Genomic DNA, 24,633 nt, shown 5'->3' with positions numbered 1-24,633 from the left:
ATTTATTTTACTTATCTTTTATATGAATTGGAGGTTATTGCCTTGAAAGGTACTGTTGTACTCGTTTGGATAGAAAGTTTAAAAGGTCTCTTTGGTGATGCTACCATTACAGAAGTATTACAGGAAATGGACTTAGAAGGAGATCAAATGATAACTCCTACTATGGATGTAAGTGAAGAAAATGCAGTACAGTTAGTGGAAAAAGTCGCCAAGAAAGTAGGCAAAAATAGCGCCGAAATCTTCAGGCAAATGGGTCGTAATAACATCTGGTCTTTCAAAGAATTCTTCCCCTCTTATTTTGACCAAAATTCGGCCAAGGAATTTTTGTGCATGATGGATGAAGTACATAGACAATTGACCAAAATGATAGAAGGCGCTAACCCCCCTCGTTTAATCGCAGAAGAATTATCACCTAATAGAATAAAACTACGCTATGAATCTAATAGAGGCCTTTTTGATTATCTATTAGGACTCATAGAAGGTGTAGGGGATTATTTCGAGGAAGAAGTAGAGCTAGAAGAACTGTCAAGAGGAGAAGCTTCTAATGGGACAAAGTACATAGAAGTAAATGTAACTACTGAGAAGAGCACTGGCGGCCTAATAAGTTATCCTTTCAGTCAATTTTTATCCCTTGGCTTTATTAAAAACATACCCGCGAAAATAGCTTTTTTAAGCAGTATCATAATAACTTTAGCATCTGCAGTCCTAAGTGGTTTTCAAATGGATCTATCCCATATCGGCGTTTTCATAATTAGCTTTATAGTTATTTTCGGTGCTGCCAAAGTTTCTTTATCACCTTTGAGTATTTTAAAAAAAGAAGTTAATAAGTTAGAGAAGCTAGATTATTCCCAAAGCACTCAGGTAAAAACAGGAGATAATATTGAAGCTTTGATGAATGAAATTTTTGATGCCAAAAATAATATCAAAAAAGACCTGTTATTCTTAAAAGGCGGTACTGATGACATGTATAAGTTTGTTGAGCGTTTTGGCGGTGTCTCAGAAAATATGAAAAACCTTTCCGATGATATATCCAAAATGGTAGAAGAAGTATCCGAAGGAGCTATGCAGCAAGCTTACGAAACAGAAGGATCTGCAGACAGATTAAACACCAATGTAGAAAATATAAAGAAAATAGCAAATGAAGAACTAAAAGATAAAGAATATTTAAAAGAAGCGGTCCAGAATATACAAGACTCTTATCAACAAATAACAAATGTCGCTGAAAATTTAGATGACGTCAAACAGCAGTTCGCCGGGGTGGACTCTCAGGGTAAAGAACTATCCAAAAACGTTGAAAGCATGCTTGAAATTGTTACAACTGTTGAAGAAATATCAGAGCAAACTAATTTGTTAGCTCTTAACGCTTCAATAGAAGCTGCAAGGGCCGGAGAGCATGGTCAGGGATTTGCAGTAGTTGCAGATGAAGTCCGTAATTTAGCAGAAAACTCAGGCAAAGCAGTAGCGACTATAAGCGATAACCTAAAAAGCTTTGTCAAAGAAGTAGAAGGGCTAGTCAAAAACATTACAGATCAATTTTCACGTTTAGAAGAAAGCACCAACACCCTTCAAAATACTGCCAGTGAAACCGGAAAAGCTACGGACCAAATAAATGATGTCGCTGACAAAATTGCTGAAATGGCAGACAAGCTATCCGAGGAAACTGAAAATATTAATCAGGTATTTGAAAGCATTAATTCCTTAGCAGCAATTGCCGAGGAAAATAGTGCAGCCTCCGAAGAAATGAGTTCTAATGTATCCGAGTATTCAGAGAGAATTAAAGAAATGACAAAATACACCGAACAGCTCAAAGCTCTAGCCGAAGAATTTAGGTCCGAACTAAAAAAACATAGAGTCTAATTTAAACATCTAATACAATAGCTCTAAAAAGAAAGCTCTATTAAAGAACTCCCATAATCAAGGGGAGTTCTTTAATTTACTAAAATTTTTACGAAGATAACTTTTATTAGGAGGTAATTGTCTAATATTGTGGAAGTAGTTATCAAGGAAACATTGAAATTTACATGGAGGTGGCAAACAATAAAATGACTTCTAAGAAAAAAATAAATTTGGCTCTACAAGGCGGAGGCTCACACGGGGCTTTTACTTGGGGAGTTTTGGACAGGATTTTAGAGATAGATGAGCTAGAGATAAAAGGAGTGTCAGGGACTAGTGCAGGAGCAGTAAATGCTACTTTGGCTGTTTATGGATTACTCACCGGAGGCAGGGATAAAGCAAAAGAATTATTAAATAAATTTTGGAAGAAAAATGCTGTTATAGGGTCTTTCTCTTTGTTTCAACCAACTCCTTTAGACAAAGCTTTAAACCCCGGTAGTATCGAATTTAATCCTTTTTATCATATTTTAAGTTTTTTATCTCCTTATCATTACAATCCCTTTAATTTAAACCCGATAGAATACTTCATCAAAGAACTTGTGGACTTTGATACCATCCAAGCTGATGACAGCATAAAACTTTTCTTATCTGCGACTAACATACGAAATGCCCAACTAAAAGTTTTCGACAATAAAGAAATCACCCCAGAAGCTGTAATAGCTTCTTGTGCTCTTCCTCAGTTTTTCCATACAGTAAAAATAGGAAATGAACATTATTGGGATGGAGGATTTGTTGGTAATCCAGCTATTTTTCCTGTTTTAGAAAAAACTGATTGCAATGATCTCATGATAGTACAAGTTCAATACACAAATTACGAAAAAATTCCCACCACACCATTAGAGATAGAAGATAGAGTTACATCTATTAGTTTTAATTCAAGCTTAATGAGAGAACTTCATTTTGTTAATTTTATAAATAAATTAGTTGAAAAAAATCTATGTGATACCAATGTATTAAGAAAAATCCACCTTCACCTAATTGATTCAGGTGAAGTTTTAAAAAGATTTAACGTATCTAGCAAAGCTAACCCTACCTGGAAATTCGTTCACCATCTAAAAGAAAAAGGAAGAGAAGAAGCAGATAAATGGATTAATGAAAATTATGATAAAATCGGGAAAATGAATAGCTTTGACGTTGACAAATATTTTTCTAATCCTTTTTAGTTCGGTAACAGAGTTAATTTTGCATTATACAATATATATAAGCATCATCTTATCTTTTCTATTCTGATCTAAGAGCATCAATAGGATTAAGCTTAGCAGCTTTATTAGCAGGATATATACCAAAAAACACTCCCACCAGCATTGAAAATAATATAGCTCCTGCAATAACCTCTAAAGAAAATACCATTGATAGATCTGCAAGATTACTAATAACACTAACTACCACATAACCAAGTATTATACCAACTACTCCACCAATACCGCTTATAACTACAGATTCTATCATAAACTGCATTAAGATATCTCTTCTTTTTGCTCCAAGAGCTTTGCTGATTCCAATTTCCCTAGTACGCTCAGTAACAGACACAAGCATAATATTCATTATGCCAATCCCACCTACAAGTAGTGATATCCCTGCTAATCCAGCAAGCATACTGGTCAAAGTTCCGGTAACATTGTCTATCAGATCCAAAATTTGATTTTGAGAAAACACATTAAACGCATCTTCATCACCAAAATAATCATGTAATTTAGTCTCTAGGTTATTGGCCGCCTCTTCAACACCTTCAATATCCTCTGCTTCTGCATAAATTACAGAAATTTCGTTTATCCCAAATATTTCTGTGGCAGTAGTTAAGGGGATTAACACTCTATTTTCTAAAACATTATCTGTCCCGCCTGTTAACTCTCTAGGTGGGCCTCTATGTGGACCAACTTCTGAGCTATCAGCGTTATTATCTTGTTCCCCTTCATCCTCTATACCAGGTGGACCATCAAAGTCAGCATCGTCATCTCTTAATACCCCTGCAATATTAAACATTATACCTTGTATTGCTATGTTTTCACCAATAGATTCTTCTCCAACTTTACCTGGATCAGAAATCAAATTTTCTATAGTTTTTTCATCTAAAACTGCAATTTGCTTTTTTTCATCTAAGTTAGATTGTTCGAAAAAACTCCCCGTTTTTATATCCTTGTTTTGTCTTTCGATATATTCCGGAGTTGTAGCTTTAAGCATTGCAAATTCCCTTCTACCATTATGTTCAATTTCAACAGGAAAATTAATTGCAGGTGCGACAAATTTAACGCCTAAAGTTTCATGTAAATCCATAGCATTTTCGTATGTAAGCACTTTTTCGCCGGTCCCTACTATTGTTATCGTAATAAAATTAGAACCTGCCTCTTGAAACTGCCCAGTTATAGTGTTATTAACACTTTGTCCAAGAGATACAAGTGCAACGACCGCAAAAACACCAATTGTTACTCCAAGCATAGACAAAAACGACCTTAATTTATGTGACCGGATAGCTTCAAGGGACAGACGTGAAGCTTGACTTAACATATTAATATGTCATCTCCTTTTCTATTTTTGTAGGAGTTATTTCACCATCTATAATCTTTAAATGTCGCTTAGCATGAGATGCCGCTTTTGGGTCATGGGATATAAGCACTAATGTTTTACCACGATTATTTAATTCAGTCAAATACTTTAATACTTCTTCTCCTGATTTGGTATCCAAATTGCCGGTAGGTTCATCAGCCAAGATTATAGATGGATCTCCTACAAGAGCCCTGGCAATAGCTACTCTTTGCTGCTGTCCGCCTGATAACTGATTTGGCCGGTGGTTTGTCCGGTCTTCTAAGCCAACCTTCTTTAGTGCCTCTATACTCCGCTCCAGTTGCTCTTTTTTGGTTATTTTTCTATAGATAAGAGGTCTCATTACATTATCTAATGCAGTTAGCTTTGGAAAAAGATTGAAACTTTGAAACACAAAACCTATTTCTAGATTCCTTATCCCAGCTAGCTGATTGTCCGACAGTTTGCTTACTTCATATCCATTAAGCCAGTACTCACCAAAAGTGGGAACATCCAAACAACCCATAATATTCATCAAAGTTGATTTCCCAGAACCCGATGGGCCAATTATAGATACAAATTCACTTTCTTCAATAGTCAAATTGACATTTTTTAAAGCTTTTACATCAACTTCTCCCATTTTATATATCTTGCTAACATTTTTCAATTTTATAACCATAAGTAATTACCTCCAACCCCTATTTTTCCCCTTCTATTATATCATTTACTCAATAACCTTTCCGTTATTTTGTAAATAAAAATGTAAAATTTCGTAGAACTAATTGTCAAGAAAGCAGAGCTCAGGTATAATATGTAGATGTGTGTATATTTGCAAGGAGGGTTAATATGAAAATAGGTATTGTAGGTCTTCCCAATGTGGGAAAGTCAACATTGTTTAATGCAATTACAGAAGCGGGTGCTGATGCGGCTAATTACCCATTCTGTACAATTGATCCTAATGTGGGAGTTGTAGATGTTCCTGATGAAAGACTAGACAAATTAACAGACCTAGTTAAACCCAAAAAGACAACACCAACAGCTATAGAGTTTGTTGATATAGCAGGGTTAGTAAAAGGGGCCAGTAAAGGAGAAGGTCTAGGAAATCAATTTTTATCAAATATCAGAGAAGTAGATGCTATTGCCCACGTAGTAAGGTGTTTCAAATCACAAGACATAACACATGTTGATGGCTCAATAGATCCCATCCGGGATATTGAAACTATAAATTTAGAATTAATTTTTTCAGATCTTGAGCTGGTTGAGAGAAGAATTGAAAAAACAGAAAAACTAATGAAATCTGGAGAAAAGGAATACAAAAAAGAATATGAGCTACTTAAACGCCTAAAAGAAACTTTAAGTGATGGCAATTCTGCAAGAAGCTTAAATTTTACCAGTGATGAAAGAGAAATTTTGAAATCCGTACCTTTACTATCAGCAAAAAAAGTTCTATACGTGGCTAACGTTGATGAAAATGAGCTGCAAAATGATTCGAACGATCTATTAAAGCAGGTAGAAGACTATGCTTCTAAAGAGGGTTCAGAAGTCATCAAAGTTAGCGCTAGCATAGAATCGGAGATAGTTGAGTTAGACGATGAAGAAAAAGATGAGTTTTTGAGGGATATGGGATTAGAAGAACCAGGACTTAACAGGGTTATAAAAACAGGTTATAAACTGTTAGATTTAATTACATTCTTTACTGCCGGCGAAAAAGAGGTACGAGCATGGACAGCCAAAGAAGGCTCCACTGCACCACAAGCTGCCGGTAAAATCCACAGCGATTTTGAAAGAGGATTCATCAGGGCTGAAGTTATAGCTTATGATGACATCCTAAAATACGAAAGTTATGCTAAAGCTAGAGAAAATGGCGTACTTAGAATAGAAGGAAAAGAATATACTATGAAAGATGGAGATGTCACTCACTTTAGGTTTAATGTTTAATTAGTTTTGTTAGGTCAGCCCTTACTTGAAAATTGAAGTAAGGGCTGATTTGTTTGCTGCAAAAATTATGTAAATTTTTATTCATAAGACTTGGAGTTAACCAACTTAACTGATAACATGCCCACAAATGCCAATATCAATTTTGGCGAAGGGAGGGTTAATAGTGGATATTGGAGGAGTTACAAACCAGATGGCACATCAAAACATACCCGCACAAAAAAAAGAACAATCAAACGACAAGGCAGTAGAAAACCAGGAAAACTTCGAGGATAAAATTAATCAAAAAATTCAAGAATCAGAGCAAAAATCAGACAACCCCGTGCAAAATCAACAAAAACCTATAGAATCCCAGGAAAATAATCAGCTATCAGATTTTGAAAAAGCTCTAGAAGAAAACATGCAATTACAACAACCTGCTACCCCTCAAATGGCTGCCCCTCAAATGGCTGCCCCACAAATGGGTAGTCCTCAAATGGCTGCTGCTCCTCAACAACCAATGATGCAAAATACTGGTGGCTATCATCAAGCGGACATTACTCAGGGCCAAGTTCCTGGCCAAGGTATGGGCATGGATTCTGTTGTTTAAGTTCGTGACTTCTTTTGGCTAATCGCCATGCGGGTTACACCGATTTTTAGAGGTAGGCTATAACTTTGCCTACCTCTATTATAATCTTTTATTCAACTATGTTTTTAACCCTACCAACAACACCCGAAGTAAGTTTTACTTTAATTCCATGGGGATGTGTGGAAGATTTAGTAAGAATAGACTCAACCACTCCTTCGGTCAGTTTGCCACTATGTTGATCTTGTTTTTTAACTACTTGGACACGTAAGCCTGGTTTTATATCTTCGCGAGTAATTCTGGTCATCTCAATCTCCTTATTTTTAATTATTTTACTTCCTTCTAAAACTATTTTAGAATATTAACTAAGTATATCCTAAAATTTTATACAATCCATATTGCTAATACTGCCTATTTTCTTTTAAATCACCATATAGCTTAACGATAAAATGTTATACAGCAATTAAAAATAAGAGGTGAAACAAATGCACTTTGTCTATATGTTAGAATGCTCAGATGGCACACTATACACAGGCTATACCACCGATTTAGATAATCGAATCAAAAAACATAATGAAGGCAAAGCGGCTAAATACACCAAATTTAGAACCCCTGTCAAATTAAAATACCAAGAAAAATTTACCTCTAAATCAGATGCAATAAAAAGAGAAATTACTATAAAAAAAATGAGCCGTCAGGAAAAACTGATGCTTATCAATAAAGGTTAAATAGCAAAATAACTTTCCCCTTAGCAAATCATGCACCTCAATCATCAATTTCTAAGCTTAACTTTTTAAGCCATAGCAATTTAGATAATGTTATTTTAATTACTTTATTGTCAGTATTCATTTTCTTATCAACATATATATAAATATCATTCTGCTCTATATGAGTATAGTTATTTATATCTTCAGGAACCATTGGCTCTACCTCATCCAGAGGTACTGATCCACCTACTCATCCTTTCCTACTTCTCACACCAATGGTAACAGTACCACCTTTTTCTTTAATGTAATCCAGAGCGTCATTGGATACTTCAATATTCACATTAAGCCCTCCTTACAGCGATTTTCTTATATTAGAATAATACCTTTAAACAGCAATGACTTTGCAAAAAGCTTAAAATCGTATATCATAGTAACTTTATTATACCATTCTCGTCTATACAGATAACAAAATAAAAAAAAGAGGAAAAATCTACTTCACCCCATCATTTTGAAGTTAATCCGTATGCTGTCTCTTGTAACAAGCCTCTTTTTATTCGATTTAATTTTTAAATTTTAAGTACTCCTCTAAGCTTGATTTCAAAATCTCTTCCAGCTCTTGCCAATTATTATAATCTGTTTCTGCAAATAAAAAAGCAAAAACGCCATGCTTTACATAATCTATTTTCCTCATCTCTAAAGGTTTTTCAAAATGTGACCTAAATTTATCGTAGTCTACTTCAACTATTTCATTAACATCTATATCTTCGGGCAAATCAGCAATAACAATACTATATATTTTATCCTCTTTATTTTTCAAAATTTCTTTCCAATCAGGTTTTATCTGCTTAAAATAATATTCATATACATTTATACCATAAGCATAATAAGCCACATCCGTCGTACACCAACCTGCAAATCTAAGTGGATTTACCTCAATAGGGATCAAAGCCCCATAGTTATTGAATCTAAATTCAATATGCATCGGGAAATTTTTTAATTCAACCATTTCACCTATATCATCTAAAAACTCTACAAACTGATCATGGTTTTCTTCTATTATTTCTTTAGAAGTTATATAAACCCGGTCACTTACATCTTCTTCTGAAGAAAAAATATGTTTTAGAATATTTAATATTACTGGTCTACCGTCCTTATCATAATAAAGATCAACAGCAAATTCCTCCCCTTCAATATTCTCCTCAACAATAAATTTAGTTGTATCTATTACTTCAACAGGATAATTTTTTGCCATCTTATTAACTTCTGTTTTCAATTCAGTTGTTACATTTTTCCATTCAGAAATACTACTGACTTTATAAACACCAATGCTAAAAAATCCTATAGACGGTTTTATAACAAAAGGCATTTCTATCTCATTTATATCAAAATCTTTTAATCCATCAACATTAACTTCTTTATAAAAAAAGTCAGGGTATATATCTTTTAACAATTCTCTAAACTTTAATTTATCCTTGAAAACATCGATCTTTTCAGGCAAATCAGTAAATGATAAATTCTTTGTTATCCAATCAATTGAATTTTCTGAGTTACTATAAACTAAAGCACCCTTTTCATTAACTTTATTAATAAAATCTTCGCCTTTTATCAAATTAATCTTATTATCCAAATTAAGTTCTTCTATATTTTCACTATGTAAAACTGGTAAGTCCAATTTTATAATTGTATTCTGCAGGAAATTTGAAACATATGGTTTGTCTAATATTATCACTTAACTCATCCTTTCATCTTAAAGATTTTATCTTTTTTTCATAACCAAAGTATTTTTATCATCATAATCCAAAACTTCAAGGCCCAACTTATCTGCCATAACTTCAAAAGTTTCAGGCCGATAAAAGGAAATATGGGTTGGGTCTCTTCTATACCACCAGTTATTAAACTTTTTTATACTCTCCGGGTGAAAAAGGGTCATTATAGCCAGGATACCATCTTCTTTTAAATGCTTCGTTAGTAATTTACAGGTTTCAAGTGGATCCATCAAGTGTTCAAAGACTTCAGTAGATGTTATAAGATCATAAGTTTTGTTTTCATAAACTTTTTCGGGGGCAAAGTAAATATCATAAATATCTACTTCAAACCCTTGCTGTCTTAGCAAAACAGCCAACACTGGACCCGGGCCACAGCCAAAATCTAGTGCTTTTTTTATATTTTCAGCTTTTTTATTTTTTTTCTGGTAGTAAGGAAGGATTGCTTTATCAATAAAATTTTCAAACATTTTTACATAACCTTTATTTTCCAAGTTGTTATCGTGTTGATTATAAACTTCTATTTCCTTGTCAGAAGAAACTACACTATTTTCATCCATAAAAATAATTTTACAATAATTGCAATAATAATAATCTATGCCAAACTGTTCATCTATCCAAGCATCTGTATAATTATCACATATTTTACATCTCTCTTGTTTCAAAGAATCATCCTTTCTTAATTAATCCTTCTTGAAAATATACACTAATAATTTGCAAATGTCTACTCCTATCAAATATCTGCGATCCCCTTGACAACTAACTCGTGCTATAGTAACCTATTTAAAACAGATAAAATAAAAATTTCAAAAGATAATGCAATGATAAAGGAAAGTAGCCTGATTGATTCTTCTCCAGGGAAGGCAGTCATCGACTGGAAGCTGCCGAAGATAGATCTAGGTGAAGTTGGCCTTTCTGAGCTACTCTACTAAATCCTTAAGGTAGTATGTAGAGTCGGTAGTTCCCGCCGTTACCGGGAGTAGGTAATAGTTCTAATAGTTTAGGTGGTATAGCGAGCTAATTCTCGCCCTAATGAGGGGGAGATTTTTTATTTTAATCCAAAACTTTAGAACCTTACCTTTTTATTAAGTGGTTCATATAATTGTATGAACAAACAAGGTGGCACCGCGGTAATCATCGTCCTTGTCTGAATATTTCTCAGGCAAGGACTCTTTTAATTTAATTTTGATTCTGGTGCAAAAAGCTATTTTTTGCACCAAAATCAATTGTAATTTAAAACTTTGTAAGGAGGTATTAACACATGTTATATGTTAGCCGGGATTTCCAGTCAGAGGACAGTCAAATAAAAATTGGCCCTCCAGGTAACGAAACTATAATTGGTGGTGATAACTTTACAGTTATGGCAGGTCCATGCGCTATTGAAGATGAAAAGACTTTACTAGATACAGCATTTGAAATCAAAAAAACAGGTTGTGATTTTTTAAGAGGAGGAGCTTTTAAGCCCCGTAGTTCACCATACAGTTTTCAAGGCCTTGGCGTAGAAGGGTTAAAAATTCTGCAAAAAGCTGGCAGTGCCACGGGACTTAAAACAATTACTGAAGTAATGGAACCAGAAAACGTAGAAACAGTTGCAAAATACGCAGACATGCTGCAGGTCGGCTCAAGAAACATGCAAAATTTCAGCCTGTTAAAAGAAATAGGCAGGTCTAACAAACCTGTACTTTTGAAAAGAGGGATTAGTGCTACAATTGAAGAGTGGCTAATGGCAGCCGAATATATTTTGGCTGAAGGAAATTTTAATATTGTCTTTTGCGAACGTGGAATCAGGACTTTTGAGACATACACTAGAAATACTTTAGACTTATCTGCCGTCCCTATTATTAAACTTGAGAGTCATCTGCCAATTATAGTAGATCCAAGTCATGGCACTGGCAACAAAAATCTGATTCCTAGTATGAGCAGTGCTTCCCTTGCTGCAGGTGCAGATGGCCTCATGCTTGAAGTCCACCCACATCCCGAGAGAGCTCTTAGTGATGGCAAACAGTCATTAACCATAAATGAGTTTAATCAATTATTATCCAAGCTTAACAATCTTTCAAGTGGCATTTGTCAAGAATCTAAAATAAGGTGCCTAAATTAAATTATAGGCACCTTATCGACTTAACCAAGATTATTATACGCTTTACACGCTTATTAACAATGTTACATTAACAATGCTATTTTGCCTATTTATTTTTCTGACAAAAGTCCTTCATAAATTCTGCAAGAGCTTTACACCCTTCAACTGGCATTGCATTATATATAGATGCCCTAATGCCTCCGACTGACCTATGCCCTTTTAGACCTACAAGCTCGTTCTTTTCTGCTTCTTGTAAAAACCTTTTCTCTAGATCTTCGTCTTTCAATCTAAAAGGTACATTCATAAGAGAACGGTCCTCTTTTTTGGCATGTCCTTTATAAAATCCATCAGATTCATCAATAACTTCATAGATATAATTTGCTTTTTCTTTATTAATTTCGTGGATCTTATTAAGTCCACCCATATTTTTTATCCATTCTAAAACCAATTTCATAACATAAATGGCAAAGACAGGAGGGGTGTTAAATAATGAATCTGCCTCTGCAATAACATCATATCTGTTCATATTTGGGAGAGATTCTGGAACATTCTCCATCAAATCTTTTCTTATAACCACAAGAGTCACTCCTGCAGGTCCCAGATTCTTTTGTGCTCCTGCATAAATAATCCCAATATTCGTCATATCTATTGGACGCGACATTATATCACTTGACATATCAGCAGCTATTGGAATTCCTGAAGTCTCAGGCATGCTCCCCCACTGGGTTCCATAGATGGTATTATTAGTTGTCAAATGAATGTAGGCATTATTTGAGTCAAAGTCTAACTCATTTTCATTAGGCAACCTAGTATACTTTTCAGCTTTCATATCAGCAGCAACTTTTATATTTCCAATCTTCACAGCTTCCTCATAAGCTTTTTTTGCAAAACTACCAGTAAGTATATAACTAGCAGTCTGATCAGGCTTCAAAATATTTTGTGGGATCATATAAAACTGAGAACTTGCCCCACCCTGCATAAACAACACTTTATATTTATCAGATATATTAAGTAATTCTTTAACTAAGCTTTCTGTCTCATCTACAATTGATTTAATTGGTTCTGATCTGTGACTCATCTCCATTACGGACATGCCATGACCTTTGTAATCCAAAAGCTCACCCTGCACCTTATTAAGTACTTCTTCGGGCAATGTAGCGGGCCCTGCGCTAAAGTTATAAACTCTCTTTGTCATATCAATCAAGTCTCCTTTGTTTGATTATACTTAAAAAAATAATTATATTTAGTGAAGTATTTAACTTATATTCTAACTCAAAATCACTGTACAAAAAAGTATAAATCGTGAACATTTGAGTAAATCGTAGCAATACTTCATAAATCAAATATATCAACACTAAATTTTAACTAAATTGTTTATAAACAATAATCTGCCGCTCTAACAAGAGATATAAGGCAGACGCTAATATTAAATTTACTTTTTAAATATTTAGAATATATATTTTTGTTATACATTTGCTAATTATTTTGCTAGCCTCAAACTTATCATTCAAATTTATTTTTTAATAATATCTTGTTATAATATGTTTAGAGTCATTAATAAATTTTATGGGTATAATATTTTGTTATTAGGGGTGAGGACATATGAAGAAATTATTAGTTATCACTATTTTAAGTTTTTTACTAGTAGGATTTACTACAAATATTCAAACTACAGCAAAGGACTCCCATAGCAAAAATGATTCTGATCATAGTGAAAAATATGCTTATCTACAATCTACTAATTTAATTAATTGGAAAGAAAATGAAAGTACAAAAGAATTGGCAAAGAAGCTCACTGAAGATGCTGATAGTCATAATGAGAAGTTATATGAAGTTTACAATTATATAGTAAAAAATATTAGTTATGATCGTGAAAAGCTTCACTATATCAAAGAAAACATAAATGGCCTTTATACCCCTAACATGGATCAAATATTAAAAGATGGTAGAGGTATTTGCTACGATTATTCAGTTTTATTTGCTGGTATGCTTAGAAGTGTTGGAATTCCAACAAAATTAATCAAAGGGTATAGAGAAGGACTCGATGACTATCACTCCTGGAATGAAGTATATATCAAAGAAAAAGATAGATGGGTTATAATTGATACAACTTATGACGCTGTTAAAACCCAGGAAGAAGATAAATCTGTGCACAAATTTAAAGCTGATGAAAAATATCAAAAAGAAAAAAATGATAATAGTTTGTTATCTATTTTTAACAGTATAACTAAAATGTTAAATCATGGTTAAGGTTTAGTTGTATTAATTATCTTTATTATATCCGAGAGTTATTCTTCTGCTCTAAACTGCAGTGGATAACCTGCATTTTTCCACGCTGTCATGCCACCCATCACATTGATGACTCTTTTAAATCCTTTTTGTTTCAAAATACTTGCAGCTAACATTGAGCGTTTACTTGTATTACAAATTGTAACTACTGGTTTTTCTGAAGACCACTCCTCATAAAGAAATCTAACATCAGGTGCAGGTGCAAGTTTGCTGCCTGGAACATACCCTGTCTCCCACTCGTCACTTGACCTATTATCTATTACAAGTGGATGGTCTTCTTCAAGCCACTCATACAAACGTTTTACAGACATGGACTCAATATAATCTATCAAAAACCCGGAATTTATCCAACCTTCTATTCCACCTTTCAAATAACCCACAATATTATCAAGACCAACATGATATAAGCTATTTTTAACGTCTTCTAAATCTTTTTCATGATCCATAACTAAGATTATTTCGTCATCAGGAGGTATTATCCAGCCGGCAAATTTAGATAGATTACCCGATTTAGTTATGCTATATGATTTTGGGATGTGAGCAGCAGCAAATGACACAAAAGAACGTGTATCTAATACAATCTTACCCTCTTGTATAGCATTATTTACTTCATTTGGATCCATAGGTTTTGGTTGGTCTAAATCATCCATCAAAACTGGACCTTTTCGATTAATCTCGGAGCATCGACTGAAGTGATCAGGTGCAGGAGGCATTTCTGCAAGTAAGTCTTCTTTAAAGTTTTCTAATTCATCATACTGTAAAGCATAATTATATTTTCTCTCTGTTCCCATTGTGCTTGATAGCTTTGCAGAGAGTGATCTTCCGCATAGAGAACCCATACCATGGGCTGGATATATTTCACAACTATCGGGTAGTTCATCAAATTTTTTAAGACTTTCAAATAATTCTTCGGCCAACTCTTCTTCTTTGTCTGGAAAAAGATCAGGCCTTCCAACATCTCCAACTAGTAATGTATCACCTGTAAACGCTAAAATTGGATCTTTTCCTCTTTCTAAATCAAAAACAGTAACAAAAGATGAATCTGGAGTATGTCCAGGTGTTTCTGTTAATTTAAAACACAAGTTCTCTACTGTAAACTCCTCACTGTCCTTTAAAGGATGATAAGAAAATTCACAGTTAGCTGCAGCAGGAGCATAAATTGTGGCATTGGCTTTATTAGCTAACTCTAAATGTCCAGATACAAAGTCAGCATGTAGATGTGTTATTAGTACCCCAACTATCTCCATTCCAAAAGCATCAGCTTGTTTAAAATATTTCTCTACATCTCTTGAAGGGTCAACTACCACACACTTTTGATTCTTTCCAATAACATAAGAACAGTGAGCTAATTCCGGAGTATAGATTTGTGCAAAATGCATTTTAAACCCTCCCTTGTATACTATATTCATTCTATATTTTTCCTAAATTCACCTGCAAAAAACATATTGCTAAACTTTTTGTGATAAGTATAAAGTCAATCTTATTTTTACAAACTAAAAAAAATATGCATTAGGGAGGATTTAGAAATATGAGTTGTTCTAGTATTAAGCAGCGCTTTGACATGTTAATAAATAATCAGGGCGGAGTAAATTTTTTAGAAGCAAATAACCTCTATAGTGACCTAATTGGTTCTTTAGATGCTCATAGGCTAGAGCTACAAGAGCTTGAGCAAAGAGGAGACTATTCAAGGGCAGACCAACTAAGACAACATATCGCTGATGGTGAACAAATGCTAGAGTATTTAAGAAGTATGACTCTTCGCTAAAATTAAAAAGTAAAGCTGTCGATGCAAAATCGACAGCTTTACTTTTTAAGAGAAGAGAAAAAATTCATTGCTCTTTTTACTCATCAGGAACATAAACCCCATTGTTTAAAGCATCTCTTACTGCATGGAGCACTTTATTAGACCTTAGTGTTGCAGCGGTCCAAGTATCTAAAACTTCCCCTGTTCCCTCTTTGTCCTCAGCGATATCTCCTGGATTGTGAAGATCTTCTAAAACTGATATGTCTTCACCATCAAGATATTCTAGTAGCTCTTCATGTTGTTCTGCTAAAGCTTCTAAATCCTCCTTTGGCCATTCATTTTCAGGATCGTCAGGGTGCAAATAATTATCATGGCTCCATGCAAGAGTTCTATAACCAATATCGTATACTTCATTGTCTTCTAGGTAAAAATCAACAACCACTTGAACTATGCCCATATCTTCACCTATTCGCTGTCCTCTATCTACAAATGCCCCGCGATATCTTCCATCTGGAAAGTCACCTTGCTTTTCTATGGGTGTTACTTCTTCCCCTTCACCATTTTCTTCTTCCTCCTCTGGAACTGCATCTGGCATATCTTCCTCTTCACAACCAGTGAATATTGTCAAAGTTACAACTAGAATACCAATCAGTATCATAAAAGTTAACTTCTTGTACATAATGTAAACTCCTCCTTCTATATTTTTAGGTATTTTTTTGGCCACCCTAACTAATATTGTCACCTGTATAACCTAAATTTATTAACTTAGATGTATATTGTTTAAATACTTGGTTAAGGATATACATATAAAATAGTATAAAAAAGAGGTTAGAAACTATGTATGAAATAAATGAAAAATTAACCTCAGGTAAGCCCATTTTAAAAAAAGTAAATAAAGATTATTTTACACGTCATGCAATTAAAACCCATTTTGTTACCGAAAAAGATAATTACTTAGATTTGATATCAAATTATGTAAAACCTCAGTACAATAAAGGTGATATTTTAATCATATGCGAAAAAATAATTGCTCTTTGCCAAAAAAGAGTAGTCTATAGTGATGAACTAAAAGTCAGTAAACTTGCTAAATTTCTTTCCCGGTTTGTTAATGTAACACCAGCAGGGAAAGGGATTGGTAACCCTGAAAAAATGGAAGTTGTATTACAAAAGGCAGGCATAATCAGAGTACTTATTGGAGCGCTTGCAGCTGCTTTAACAAGACCGTTTGGTATAAAAGGACTCTTCTATAAAATTGTAAAAAGCGAAAGTCAAGAAATAGATGGGTTTAATGATAATGCCTTTGACTATTACAAAGACAAAGGAATTCTCTCCCCCAAAAATCCTGAACAAGTATGCAATGAAATTAAAAATAAACTAAATATTAATGCGGTAATTGCTGATGCTAACGATTTAAATGTGGAAATTTTGGGTAAACCTACTGATTCAAAGTACTCTGACTCGTTCTTAAAACAAATAATAGAAGATAATCCTGCAGGCCAACATAATGAGCAAACACCATTTATTTTAGTGAAAAAAGAAAAAGTCAAAAAGAATTTAACAAAAAATGCTACCTACCAAAAAGTTGGTAAGTAGCATTTTAATTGTAACCTCTATTTATCATGGACGTATTAATTTGCCTTAATCTTCAACCATCGAGGCGGTTGGTAGCTATTACCAACAACTTCAGAGGGATTCCTTTTTAAAAATTCATTTAACGTAATTGTATCAAGACCTGTTATCTCATCTGTTTCAAAATATCCTTGCTCTTTATTCCATTTAACAAGGTATGGGATACCAATTTGTTCAATAATGTCATATTCAAAGATTTTTCTATTATTTTGATCCAAAAATCCGGTAAACCTCATAAAAACATAGTCTTTTAGCTTAAATATGTCGTTTATATGATTTAATCTTGCATAATGTCTAATCATTAAATGAAGCGGCATATCATAATACATTAATTCCTTTTCTTTATCCCAAACTCTAACTCGAATAATATTCTCCATATCTATCCCCCTTTATATCGTATTTCGTCATAAAGATTATATATAATATATAATATGATAACTTCTTAAAATTATTTTTTGTTTTTTCTAATAGGTTATACAACAGTAAAAAATCCCCAACAGGGGATTTTAAAGAGGGATTTAAAAGGCGCTTCTTATTTTTTTCCTTTGACATCTATGCTTACAACCTGATCTTTTAATTTTTCTACCAAAGACTCATCCAGATTATTTAAGTTTTCAATAACTTCTTTTGCAACTGGATCATTAGTGAAAGAATCTACACAGGCTGAATTTTCTTTGTCAATAATCATGACTTCTTTAAAACCTCTATCTGTGACAATTCGGTCATATTCTTCAATCAATATTGCACCTGCAATACAGCTCACATAAGCTTTATCAAGATTTTTTATCTCTTTAGGAAGTTCTTCGCTTAGAGCAATATCTGAGATAGAGATTCTTCCACCTGGCTTTAACACTCGATAAATTTCCTCAAAAACCCGGGATTTGTCAGCTGAAAGATTAATAACACAATTACTTATAACAACATCTACAGAATTATCAGCTAGAGGCAGATTCTCTATTTCACCAAGTCTAAATTCAACATTTGAATAGTTATGTTTCTCGGCATTTTTTCTAGCCTTTGCTATCATCTCAGGAGTCATATCAACACCTATTACTCTTCCTTTTTCGCCTACTTTTGCTGCAGCCAGCAAACAATCGACTCCTGCACCAGAGCCAAGATCAAGTACAACTTCTCCTTCATTTAATTCGGCGATCCCAGTTGGATTCCCACAGCCAAGGGAAAGATTAGCTTCTTCTGGTATTGATTTTATCTCTGCTTCTGTATAACCAATCTTTTGCAAATAATTTTTGCCATCCGCCTCATTAGTATCACAGCATGATGGACCACAGCAGATTTCACTTTCCTTGGCAATCTTGCCGTATGCTTCACTAACTGTTTTTTTTATGTCTCTACTAGTATCATTCGACTTATTACCATCCATATATCCCTACCTCCTTTAACAACATCCACTTTGGTTTTTATTTTCGTCACCTTCATCATCTACATCTCCGCAGCATGGAGATTCTTCATCCTTGCTTTGTCCATTCATAAATCCGCACATTGCACCTGCTTCAACTTCTTCGCTCATATTATCCAGATAACTAAAGTGATCAAGCACTGTTTTTCCACATATATCTTCTGCATTCTTTTTTATCTTTCTTACAATTTGAGAAGCTACAGCTATGTGAGCTTTGGTTAGACCTACATTAGTTGCCATATTCAAAACTTTCTTCAATTCACTAGAATTATTTGTTCCAAGTGCGGCCCCAAAGGCAGCGAGAATTTTATTTTTATTTGTAGGTAATATTTCCTCGTCCTCTTGATCTTTTTGTCCATCTTCTGCATTCATGTTCCTTGCACGATTTCGTAGGTCATCGAGGGTTTTTTGCTTTATGTCCTCTGCTATCGCTAGGGCAGTATCTATTTCAGAATCTGTAATCCGGGCACTTCTTGCTTTTTTCAAATGATAATCCAAACAGTGCAAACAACCTGAACCAATACTTGCTCCGATAGCCAGGTATTCTTTTTCAATTTGGTTAAAATATGTCCTTTCATTTTCCATAAATAACAACACCCTTTTTTAATTATTTTATTTGCAACACTACTCATCAATAAAACTACACTCTTCACATTCCCCTGCACGGCAATCTTTCCTAAAAAGCTCTTGATTCTTAGTTATTTGATTTTTGGTATTAACTAATTCCCTTCTAAGATCATAAAGCTCATTAATAGTTTCATTTACTTCACTTATTTTCTCGCTCAAAAGCGTTACAAACCTCTCTTCAAAATCTCTACAACTTTCTTCAAAGGCTAAATCCACAATCTCTTTTATTTCTTCTAAAGAAATGCCCAGGTATTTTGCTTTTTTTATAAGCTTTAAACGTCTAATATCCTCTTTAGTAAATACCCTATAACCGCTTTTACTTCGCTGTGGAGACGGGATAAGTCCTATATCTTCGTAATACCGGATTGTCTTAGATGGAAGTTTTGAAATCTCAGAGGCTTCGCTAATTAAATATCCTTCTTTATTAGTTGTGTTATTAATACTCACTTTACTTCACCCCACTTTAATTATAAACCTTCTAGCTGGTGGAAGGTCAATAAAAAAAAATAAAAAAAGATTCAGTTCGGCATACGGCCGAACGTTATAATTTTCATCCTCCTCCCCTAAATCCTATTGATACCAGTTTATCATTTTCAAAAATCACAGGCACTTTATCTGCTTTGTATTCTTTAATCACTTTTTGCCTCGCAATTTCATCATAGGAGGTATTTATTTCTTCAATTTCAAATCCTTTTTTATTATAATATTTCAAAGCAATCCTACTGTAGGGGCAACCTGTTTTTGTATAGATAGTAGCTTTTGCCAAAGAAACCACCTCACCAAAATTTATTAATTCTATACTAACAGCTTATTTTAAAAACTATTTTATGTTAATTTTTTATAGTTACAAATAAAGCCCGAGGTTTTTATTTAATTAACTGACCTCGGGCACTTTTATCAATCGTATATCTCCTCTATGTCATCAATCAACCAATTCATATTATTATCTTTACAAATTATCTCCTATACGCTTACATTCATCAGGATCAACCCGTCTACAATTTTCTACACTTTCTTTTAATGATTCTTTCTCTGCAACTTCTTCCCATGAAGCCGCAACCTTTTCCATTTTCTCTGCTTCCATACCTTTGAGAACATCATCCGCCCCTGGATGAGTTGGCTCTGCTCCTGATTCTTTAATAATTTCTCTAAGTTGATGAGGCACATCAATTAAAGGACATGGCCTTAACATATTATCACTAAAGGGCTGTCTTTTCTGATAGGACTTAAATAGCGGTGTTTGTAATACCTCTTTTAAAGATTTTCCTTTGATATTATCTGTAGAGAAATGGATAAATGCACAAGGTTCTACATCTCCTTTAGAAGTTATATGAAAGTACCTCCTCCCCCCTGCGATACATCCCTGCATTGCCACACCATCATTCCAAAAGTCAGCAAACTGTATGGGCTTTTCCTCGCGCAGACGGCGCACCTGATCTACCAGCCAACGTCTTTGCTCTGCACTTAACATTAATGAAAAATCAGGATCTTTGCCTATTGGAATATAGTGAAATGACCAGCCATACAATGCTCCTTTTTCTACCATCAGATCAATAAAATCACTAGTCATAACTTCTTCGCAGTTCTTGCTTGTAAGAGTAACACTAAAGCCAAAGGGCACTCCTTCTTCTCTTAAGTTATCCATTGCTTGCATTATCTTGTCAAAAGTGCCTTCTCCTCTTCTATAATCTGTAACTTCACGCCATCCTTCTATACTAATTGCCGGACTAACATTACCAAGCTCACCTAGTTTTTTAGCTCTTTTCTTGTTAAACAGAGTACCATTAGTATAAGTCATAAATACAACATCATCATGTTTTTCAAACAATTTAAAAATATCAGGCCATAAATAAGGCTCTCCACCCGACATAGCAATAAGGTATATCCCAAGTTCTTTAGCCTCAGTTATTATACGATCAACTTCTTCAAAAGTTAAGGCATCATAATTATCGTAAGCCCCTGCCCAACAACCAATACAATTTAGGTTACAACGACTTGTGGGGTCAATTAAGATTGCATAAGGTACATCTACTCCTAACTCTTCTGCCCATCTATATTGTTTTGGTACTCCAAGAAGCATAGAATTTAGGAAAAAATTAAGTACTGTCCCTCTTAAAGCCCTAGAACTAATATTATCAAAGATTCTTCTGACATATTCCTGCTTTACGTGACTATTTTCTATCTGTTCTTTCATGCTCATAAAGATTTCTTTATGATGCGAAGCCACAGGAGCTTTCTGCACAAGATCTAGAACTGTATTTAAATTATTATAAGGATCTTTCTCCAAATAATTTATCACTTGTTGAAAAATTTTTTCCCCCAATAACCTCTTACCTCTTTCTAATGGAAGAGCCACGGGTAATCACCTCCCCCAATTAGTCCAAGAGTTAGCTAGAAATACCAAACATCTCTTCTTAAAATAGTATATGAGTTTTTTACAAACAGGTGAACCTGTTATAGTAAAAACACCTCTTACAAAATACTTATAACATAATTTTAGTTATATGCTTTAAAATTTGTTACAAATTCTTTTGGGCCTGACCTGTAGCAGTTATCCAACCCAAAAAGAAGATTATTGCTATAGCTGCTGCCCAGGCAGTTATTGTTACCAAAATATACTCACTACCATTTCTTACTCCTATACCGATAAAAGCCCATGCAAATACAAGTGCTATTATATAATCCCCACGTTTTTGAGTTATTGCCAAAGCTATAAAAGCACCTATAGCAATCATAAGCATGGTCCATATCATAGACCCTACTGTTCCTATCCCAAGTATGCCTAGGTCATTTAATAATATATTAAAGTTAGCAATAGTTGCCACACCAATCCATCCTAAGTATATATTAAATGGTAATTTAACTAATATGCGATCTAATTTACTTACATGAAGCTTTTCATCATTAATTTTAAAATAAATTACTATAAGTGTTGCTAATAAGAGCAGCATAACAAGCAATGATAAAGGTATTATAAGATAATGCCATAAAAAGATCCAAATAACATTTAATAGACTACTTACAGCAAACAAAAAACCAATAGAATTAATCATTGAGTTATTTGCCTGTTCTGGCAATGCCTGGTAGATTACAAATCCAATTAATAATAGATATATCAAACCCCAGATAGCAAACACATACCCCGCAGGCGTAAAAAGTACCGGATAAATTTCTGATACTTCTTCTGTTGATAAGTTGTTTATTGAAAAATTTGAAGCTACAAAATTAACTATAAGCATAACCACCAGTGCAGTAATATTTGTGTATGACCTAATCCGCGCATCCAAATTATCATCCTCCTTTTAATAATAATATTACCTAAAATTAATATTACATAAAATTACTATTTATTTTATATTATTTTCCCCTTCTATATTATATTAATAAAAACCTGCAAAAAACACCCGGGGCTACCGGGTGTCTAATTATAATTTAAAATATTATTACAATTTTTTTGCTCTTTCTTTGCAAATTTCTTTAGCCTTGTCAAAATCAGAGGGGTAGTTTAAATTCAAAAAACTATATAGTTCGGGATCATAATTAAGACAAAATTTTTCAGACAAAAATTTTGTCTTAAAGTGTTCATATATATCGGGAATTTTAAATTTTCCTCTCTTCAACCAATCTTCAATCAAAAACCTTGTTTCTCTATGATATACAGCACAAAGTGGTTCAAGATGTCCATCAATATGAGGAACAACAACTTCGTGCTGTCCTTTATTTGCTTCTTCAAACATAGCCCTGGCCAGGCTAATACTAATAAAAGGCATATCACATGCAACAGCAATATTATATCTACTGTTAGAAACACAAAGCCCGGAATATATTCCTACCAGAGGATTTTTTCCTTCACATGATATTTTATCAGATATTTTTTTGGCTGGAATATTTTCATACAAATGTGGTTTGTCTGTAACAATTATAACTTCATCTGTAACCTGTTTGATATTTTCAAAAACCCACTCAATCAAAGGCTTCCCACATAAATCTAATAAAGCCTTATTTTTCCCCATCCTTTTACTATCTCCACCTGCCAAAATTATGCCAGTCATAACTACTTTGCCTCGCCTTTTTCAATATTTTCATCATCTAGGGATATTTTTTGAGACTGTGTATATACATAAGGAGATTTCCTTGCCCCACGGCCAATTAGAATAATTCCTGTTTCTTTGGCCATATCATAAGCCATCGTAGTAGGTATACTCCTTGTTGCCACTAAAGAATATCCAGCACCAATCGATTTTAGCACAAGGTCTGAAGATAATCTGCCAGTGGTAATTATCCCATGTTTAGAAGGATCTAGCCCTAAAAATAACCCTTTTCCTATCGCTTTATCCACTGAATTATGACGACCCACATCTTCTTGGACCAGTACTAATTCATTTTCACTAATAACACCTGCGCTGTGCATTCCCCCGGTTTGATTATACAGCTCTGCTCTATCATTCATTTCTTTAAAGAATTCTCTTAAGTTAACAGTCGAAATACTAAAATTTGAATCAACAGTCCAACTTTGCAATTTTTCTTTATCAAAAAAATTGCCTCCACCACTCCCACAGCCGCTTAGTACTACTCCTAGTCCAATCTGTTCTTTTTTAAGCTGGCCTGATATTTTTACATGTACTTCTCTCATATCATCACAAGCTCCAAGTACCAAAATATCAGCTATACTTTTTATTATCCCTCTGCTATAGAGATAACCTACGGTAAGTTCTTTTAAATTCTGCGGAGTACACATAAATGTTACTATTTTATTGTCATTTACAATCAAATCTACAGGCGCTTCATTGCAGATAGGTAGCTCCATTGTCTATCCCTCCAATTTCTACACCAAATTCTACTTAGTTAATATCAAAATTTCTATATCTTTTCTTCCAATTATATTATATACTATTAAAACCTGTTGCTAAAGCTAAAAATTATTTAAACATAAAGATCTATTAGATAAGTTTTTACTTTATTTATTGTAATGGCCCTTTTTATAACTTCCAATTGGTTACTTATTTTCAATATTTCATAAGAACTCTCTTTATCAATTTTCTCTTTCTGGGCTAGCTCTTGTACTGCTTTATCGACTTCACTATCATTTGCTAATAAATTCTCTTGTTTTGCTATTTTTTCAAGGATCAGTTCTTCACTTAATTTCCTTGTTGTTTTCTCACGCAAAAAATCTTTATACTCTGTAAGAGATACCCCTTGGTCTGAGAGATAGTCCACAATATTTGTTCCGTGATATTTTATTACATCTCCTATGTCTTTTTGGGTATTTTCCATTTCCTTAACAACCTTTGATTCAGGTATTTCCACCTTAGATTGTGATATTATTTCATCTATAATCAATTTGTATTTTTCCTCATTAGATAATTCTGAATCAAACTTTATAAATAAATTTTTGTAATCGGCCAACAAAATTTTTTCTTCTATAATTTTATTGTTCAAGATATCCGCCCCCTAGATTAAACAT

28 protein-coding genes and 1 other annotated feature are annotated in these 24,633 nt (G+C 33.8%); of the genes, 9 read left to right on the top strand and 19 right to left on the bottom strand.

All coding sequences use genetic code 11. The annotated features are described in order from the left end of the window. Positions 1 to 42 precede the first annotated feature (42 nt). Together ACONDI_RS02410 and ACONDI_RS02405 are read left to right on the top strand one after the other, a co-directional pair. Entirely contained in the window at positions 43 to 1,857 is a 1,815-nt protein-coding gene (locus tag ACONDI_RS02410) for a heme NO-binding domain-containing protein (RefSeq protein WP_241079901.1), read from the top strand. Between the two features lie 185 nt (positions 1,858 to 2,042). After that, entirely contained in the window at positions 2,043 to 3,056 is a 1,014-nt protein-coding gene (locus ACONDI_RS02405; RefSeq protein WP_241079900.1) for a patatin-like phospholipase family protein, read from the top strand. A 58-nt stretch (positions 3,057 to 3,114) separates the two neighbouring features. Here the strand turns inward: ACONDI_RS02405 and ACONDI_RS02400 are convergent, their stop codons facing one another. Further along, positions 3,115 to 4,398: an ABC transporter permease gene (locus ACONDI_RS02400; RefSeq protein WP_241079899.1), complete on the bottom strand. Its 1,284-nt coding sequence runs from the start codon at positions 4,396 to 4,398 to the stop codon at positions 3,115 to 3,117. 1 nt (position 4,399) lies between these two features. Next, entirely contained in the window at positions 4,400 to 5,092 is a 693-nt protein-coding gene (locus tag ACONDI_RS02395) for an ABC transporter ATP-binding protein (protein WP_241079898.1), read from the bottom strand. A 167-nt stretch (positions 5,093 to 5,259) separates the two neighbouring features. Between ACONDI_RS02395 and ychF the strand changes: the two genes are divergently transcribed. Together ychF and ACONDI_RS02385 are read left to right on the top strand one after the other, a co-directional pair. Continuing rightward, entirely contained in the window at positions 5,260 to 6,351 is a 1,092-nt protein-coding gene (ychF, locus tag ACONDI_RS02390; RefSeq protein WP_241079897.1) for a redox-regulated ATPase YchF, read from the top strand. Positions 6,352 to 6,514: 163 nt separating this feature from the next. Further along, complete coding sequence (locus ACONDI_RS02385; RefSeq protein WP_241079896.1) at positions 6,515 to 6,937, top strand: hypothetical protein; 423 nt, start codon at positions 6,515 to 6,517, stop codon at positions 6,935 to 6,937. A gap of 88 nt (positions 6,938 to 7,025) precedes the next feature. Here the strand turns inward: ACONDI_RS02385 and ACONDI_RS02380 are convergent, their stop codons facing one another. Continuing rightward, positions 7,026 to 7,220, bottom strand: coding sequence for a YwbE family protein (locus ACONDI_RS02380; RefSeq protein WP_241079895.1), 195 nt, complete (start codon positions 7,218 to 7,220; stop codon positions 7,026 to 7,028). Positions 7,221 to 7,398: 178 nt separating this feature from the next. Between ACONDI_RS02380 and ACONDI_RS02375 the strand changes: the two genes are divergently transcribed. Further along, positions 7,399 to 7,641 carry a GIY-YIG nuclease family protein gene (locus ACONDI_RS02375; protein ID WP_241079894.1) on the top strand — a complete coding sequence of 81 codons (243 nt, stop codon included), beginning with the start codon at positions 7,399 to 7,401 and terminating at the stop codon, positions 7,639 to 7,641. Between the two features lie 37 nt (positions 7,642 to 7,678). On the opposite strand, the gene ACONDI_RS02370 is transcribed toward ACONDI_RS02375, so the two are convergent. From ACONDI_RS02370 to ACONDI_RS02360, 3 genes are all read right to left on the bottom strand, one after another. Further along, complete coding sequence (locus ACONDI_RS02370) at positions 7,679 to 7,834, bottom strand: hypothetical protein (protein WP_241079893.1); 156 nt, start codon at positions 7,832 to 7,834, stop codon at positions 7,679 to 7,681. Positions 7,835 to 8,179: 345 nt separating this feature from the next. Further along, positions 8,180 to 9,349, bottom strand: coding sequence for an ATP-grasp domain-containing protein (locus ACONDI_RS02365; RefSeq protein ID WP_241079892.1), 1,170 nt, complete (start codon positions 9,347 to 9,349; stop codon positions 8,180 to 8,182). Positions 9,350 to 9,376: 27 nt separating this feature from the next. Further along, positions 9,377 to 10,048 carry a class I SAM-dependent methyltransferase gene (locus ACONDI_RS02360; RefSeq protein ID WP_241079891.1) on the bottom strand — a complete coding sequence of 224 codons (672 nt, stop codon included), beginning with the start codon at positions 10,046 to 10,048 and terminating at the stop codon, positions 9,377 to 9,379. Positions 10,049 to 10,195: 147 nt separating this feature from the next. Beyond that, positions 10,196 to 10,531: a binding site (T-box leader), on the top strand. A 113-nt stretch (positions 10,532 to 10,644) separates the two neighbouring features. Between ACONDI_RS02360 and aroF the strand changes: the two genes are divergently transcribed. Further along, on the top strand, positions 10,645 to 11,484 hold the full coding sequence (gene aroF, locus ACONDI_RS02355) for a 3-deoxy-7-phosphoheptulonate synthase (protein WP_241079890.1): 840 nt from the start codon (positions 10,645 to 10,647) through the stop codon (positions 11,482 to 11,484). 85 nt (positions 11,485 to 11,569) lie between these two features. Here the strand turns inward: aroF and serC are convergent, their stop codons facing one another. Beyond that, positions 11,570 to 12,658 carry a 3-phosphoserine/phosphohydroxythreonine transaminase gene (gene serC, locus ACONDI_RS02350; RefSeq protein ID WP_241079889.1) on the bottom strand — a complete coding sequence of 363 codons (1,089 nt, stop codon included), beginning with the start codon at positions 12,656 to 12,658 and terminating at the stop codon, positions 11,570 to 11,572. 407 nt (positions 12,659 to 13,065) lie between these two features. Between serC and ACONDI_RS02345 the strand changes: the two genes are divergently transcribed. Further along, positions 13,066 to 13,713 (top strand): transglutaminase-like domain-containing protein, encoded by a 648-nt coding sequence (locus ACONDI_RS02345; protein WP_241079888.1) that lies wholly within the window; start codon positions 13,066 to 13,068, stop codon positions 13,711 to 13,713. Between the two features lie 38 nt (positions 13,714 to 13,751). Here the strand turns inward: ACONDI_RS02345 and ACONDI_RS02340 are convergent, their stop codons facing one another. Continuing rightward, complete coding sequence (locus ACONDI_RS02340) at positions 13,752 to 15,131, bottom strand: MBL fold metallo-hydrolase (protein ID WP_241079887.1); 1,380 nt, start codon at positions 15,129 to 15,131, stop codon at positions 13,752 to 13,754. A gap of 149 nt (positions 15,132 to 15,280) precedes the next feature. Between ACONDI_RS02340 and ACONDI_RS02335 the strand changes: the two genes are divergently transcribed. Continuing rightward, positions 15,281 to 15,517, top strand: a complete 237-nt coding sequence (locus ACONDI_RS02335; RefSeq protein WP_241079886.1) for a hypothetical protein — start codon at positions 15,281 to 15,283, stop codon at positions 15,515 to 15,517. 76 nt (positions 15,518 to 15,593) lie between these two features. Here the strand turns inward: ACONDI_RS02335 and ACONDI_RS02330 are convergent, their stop codons facing one another. After that, on the bottom strand, positions 15,594 to 16,175 hold the full coding sequence (locus ACONDI_RS02330) for a hypothetical protein (protein WP_241079885.1): 582 nt from the start codon (positions 16,173 to 16,175) through the stop codon (positions 15,594 to 15,596). Positions 16,176 to 16,333: 158 nt separating this feature from the next. Between ACONDI_RS02330 and ACONDI_RS02325 the strand changes: the two genes are divergently transcribed. Beyond that, positions 16,334 to 17,089 (top strand): coenzyme F420-0:L-glutamate ligase, encoded by a 756-nt coding sequence (locus tag ACONDI_RS02325; protein ID WP_241079884.1) that lies wholly within the window; start codon positions 16,334 to 16,336, stop codon positions 17,087 to 17,089. A gap of 35 nt (positions 17,090 to 17,124) precedes the next feature. Here the strand turns inward: ACONDI_RS02325 and ACONDI_RS02320 are convergent, their stop codons facing one another. From ACONDI_RS02320 to ACONDI_RS02275, 10 genes are all read right to left on the bottom strand, one after another. Continuing rightward, on the bottom strand, positions 17,125 to 17,502 hold the full coding sequence (locus tag ACONDI_RS02320) for a YopX family protein (protein WP_241079883.1): 378 nt from the start codon (positions 17,500 to 17,502) through the stop codon (positions 17,125 to 17,127). Between the two features lie 155 nt (positions 17,503 to 17,657). After that, the gene (gene arsM / locus ACONDI_RS02315; RefSeq protein WP_241079882.1) at positions 17,658 to 18,506 is read right to left on the bottom strand and encodes an arsenite methyltransferase; all 849 of its coding nucleotides are present in this window, start codon (positions 18,504 to 18,506) and stop codon (positions 17,658 to 17,660) included. A gap of 15 nt (positions 18,507 to 18,521) precedes the next feature. Next, positions 18,522 to 19,127, bottom strand: a complete 606-nt coding sequence (locus ACONDI_RS02310; RefSeq protein ID WP_241079881.1) for a carboxymuconolactone decarboxylase family protein — start codon at positions 19,125 to 19,127, stop codon at positions 18,522 to 18,524. 39 nt (positions 19,128 to 19,166) lie between these two features. Next, the gene (locus tag ACONDI_RS02305; protein ID WP_241079880.1) at positions 19,167 to 19,616 is read right to left on the bottom strand and encodes a MerR family transcriptional regulator; all 450 of its coding nucleotides are present in this window, start codon (positions 19,614 to 19,616) and stop codon (positions 19,167 to 19,169) included. A 103-nt stretch (positions 19,617 to 19,719) separates the two neighbouring features. Continuing rightward, positions 19,720 to 19,935: a glutaredoxin family protein gene (locus ACONDI_RS02300; protein ID WP_241079879.1), complete on the bottom strand. Its 216-nt coding sequence runs from the start codon at positions 19,933 to 19,935 to the stop codon at positions 19,720 to 19,722. 183 nt (positions 19,936 to 20,118) lie between these two features. After that, positions 20,119 to 21,525: a radical SAM protein gene (locus tag ACONDI_RS02295; protein WP_241079878.1), complete on the bottom strand. Its 1,407-nt coding sequence runs from the start codon at positions 21,523 to 21,525 to the stop codon at positions 20,119 to 20,121. 163 nt (positions 21,526 to 21,688) lie between these two features. Continuing rightward, positions 21,689 to 22,456, bottom strand: coding sequence for a tryptophan-rich sensory protein (locus ACONDI_RS02290; RefSeq protein ID WP_241079877.1), 768 nt, complete (start codon positions 22,454 to 22,456; stop codon positions 21,689 to 21,691). A 156-nt stretch (positions 22,457 to 22,612) separates the two neighbouring features. Continuing rightward, positions 22,613 to 23,221, bottom strand: a complete 609-nt coding sequence (gene mobA / locus ACONDI_RS02285) for a molybdenum cofactor guanylyltransferase (protein ID WP_241079876.1) — start codon at positions 23,219 to 23,221, stop codon at positions 22,613 to 22,615. A gap of 2 nt (positions 23,222 to 23,223) precedes the next feature. Beyond that, positions 23,224 to 23,976 carry a formate dehydrogenase accessory sulfurtransferase FdhD gene (fdhD, locus tag ACONDI_RS02280; protein ID WP_241079875.1) on the bottom strand — a complete coding sequence of 251 codons (753 nt, stop codon included), beginning with the start codon at positions 23,974 to 23,976 and terminating at the stop codon, positions 23,224 to 23,226. 116 nt (positions 23,977 to 24,092) lie between these two features. After that, positions 24,093 to 24,608 (bottom strand): trigger factor, encoded by a 516-nt coding sequence (locus ACONDI_RS02275; RefSeq protein ID WP_241079874.1) that lies wholly within the window; start codon positions 24,606 to 24,608, stop codon positions 24,093 to 24,095. Positions 24,609 to 24,633: the final 25 nt, after the last annotated feature.

This window comes from Natranaerofaba carboxydovora, assembly GCF_022539405.1.
Classification (GTDB): domain Bacteria; phylum Bacillota; class Natranaerobiia; order Natranaerobiales; family Natranaerofabaceae; genus Natranaerofaba; species Natranaerofaba carboxydovora.
The sequence above is the reverse complement of the archived record's forward strand: the minus strand, read 5'-3'. Positions and strand labels throughout refer to the sequence as shown.

Bases quoted from the DNA above. Each gene is read 5' to 3' on its own strand.
- serC (WP_241079889.1), bottom strand. From the start codon at position 12,658: ATGACAAAGAGAGTTTATAACTTTAGCGCAGGGCCCGCTACATTGCCC.
- ACONDI_RS02320 (WP_241079883.1), bottom strand. From the start codon at position 17,502: ATGGAGAATATTATTCGAGTTAGAGTTTGGGATAAAGAAAAGGAATTA.
- ACONDI_RS02325 (WP_241079884.1), top strand. From the start codon at position 16,334: ATGTATGAAATAAATGAAAAATTAACCTCAGGTAAGCCCATTTTAAAA.
- ACONDI_RS02400 (WP_241079899.1), bottom strand. From the start codon at position 4,398: ATGTTAAGTCAAGCTTCACGTCTGTCCCTTGAAGCTATCCGGTCACAT.
- ACONDI_RS02405 (WP_241079900.1), top strand. From the start codon at position 2,043: ATGACTTCTAAGAAAAAAATAAATTTGGCTCTACAAGGCGGAGGCTCA.
- ACONDI_RS02345 (WP_241079888.1), top strand. From the start codon at position 13,066: ATGAAGAAATTATTAGTTATCACTATTTTAAGTTTTTTACTAGTAGGA.
- ACONDI_RS02340 (WP_241079887.1), bottom strand. From the start codon at position 15,131: ATGCATTTTGCACAAATCTATACTCCGGAATTAGCTCACTGTTCTTAT.
- aroF (WP_241079890.1), top strand. From the start codon at position 10,645: ATGTTATATGTTAGCCGGGATTTCCAGTCAGAGGACAGTCAAATAAAA.
- ACONDI_RS02310 (WP_241079881.1), bottom strand. From the start codon at position 19,127: ATGGAAAATGAAAGGACATATTTTAACCAAATTGAAAAAGAATACCTG.
- ACONDI_RS02370 (WP_241079893.1), bottom strand. From the start codon at position 7,834: ATGGTTCCTGAAGATATAAATAACTATACTCATATAGAGCAGAATGAT.
- ACONDI_RS02335 (WP_241079886.1), top strand. From the start codon at position 15,281: ATGAGTTGTTCTAGTATTAAGCAGCGCTTTGACATGTTAATAAATAAT.
- ACONDI_RS02330 (WP_241079885.1), bottom strand. From the start codon at position 16,175: ATGTACAAGAAGTTAACTTTTATGATACTGATTGGTATTCTAGTTGTA.
- ACONDI_RS02380 (WP_241079895.1), bottom strand. From the start codon at position 7,220: ATGACCAGAATTACTCGCGAAGATATAAAACCAGGCTTACGTGTCCAA.
- arsM (WP_241079882.1), bottom strand. From the start codon at position 18,506: ATGGATGGTAATAAGTCGAATGATACTAGTAGAGACATAAAAAAAACA.
- fdhD (WP_241079875.1), bottom strand. From the start codon at position 23,976: ATGGAGCTACCTATCTGCAATGAAGCGCCTGTAGATTTGATTGTAAAT.
- ychF (WP_241079897.1), top strand. From the start codon at position 5,260: ATGAAAATAGGTATTGTAGGTCTTCCCAATGTGGGAAAGTCAACATTG.
- mobA (WP_241079876.1), bottom strand. From the start codon at position 23,221: ATGACTGGCATAATTTTGGCAGGTGGAGATAGTAAAAGGATGGGGAAA.
- ACONDI_RS02395 (WP_241079898.1), bottom strand. From the start codon at position 5,092: ATGGTTATAAAATTGAAAAATGTTAGCAAGATATATAAAATGGGAGAA.
- ACONDI_RS02375 (WP_241079894.1), top strand. From the start codon at position 7,399: ATGCACTTTGTCTATATGTTAGAATGCTCAGATGGCACACTATACACA.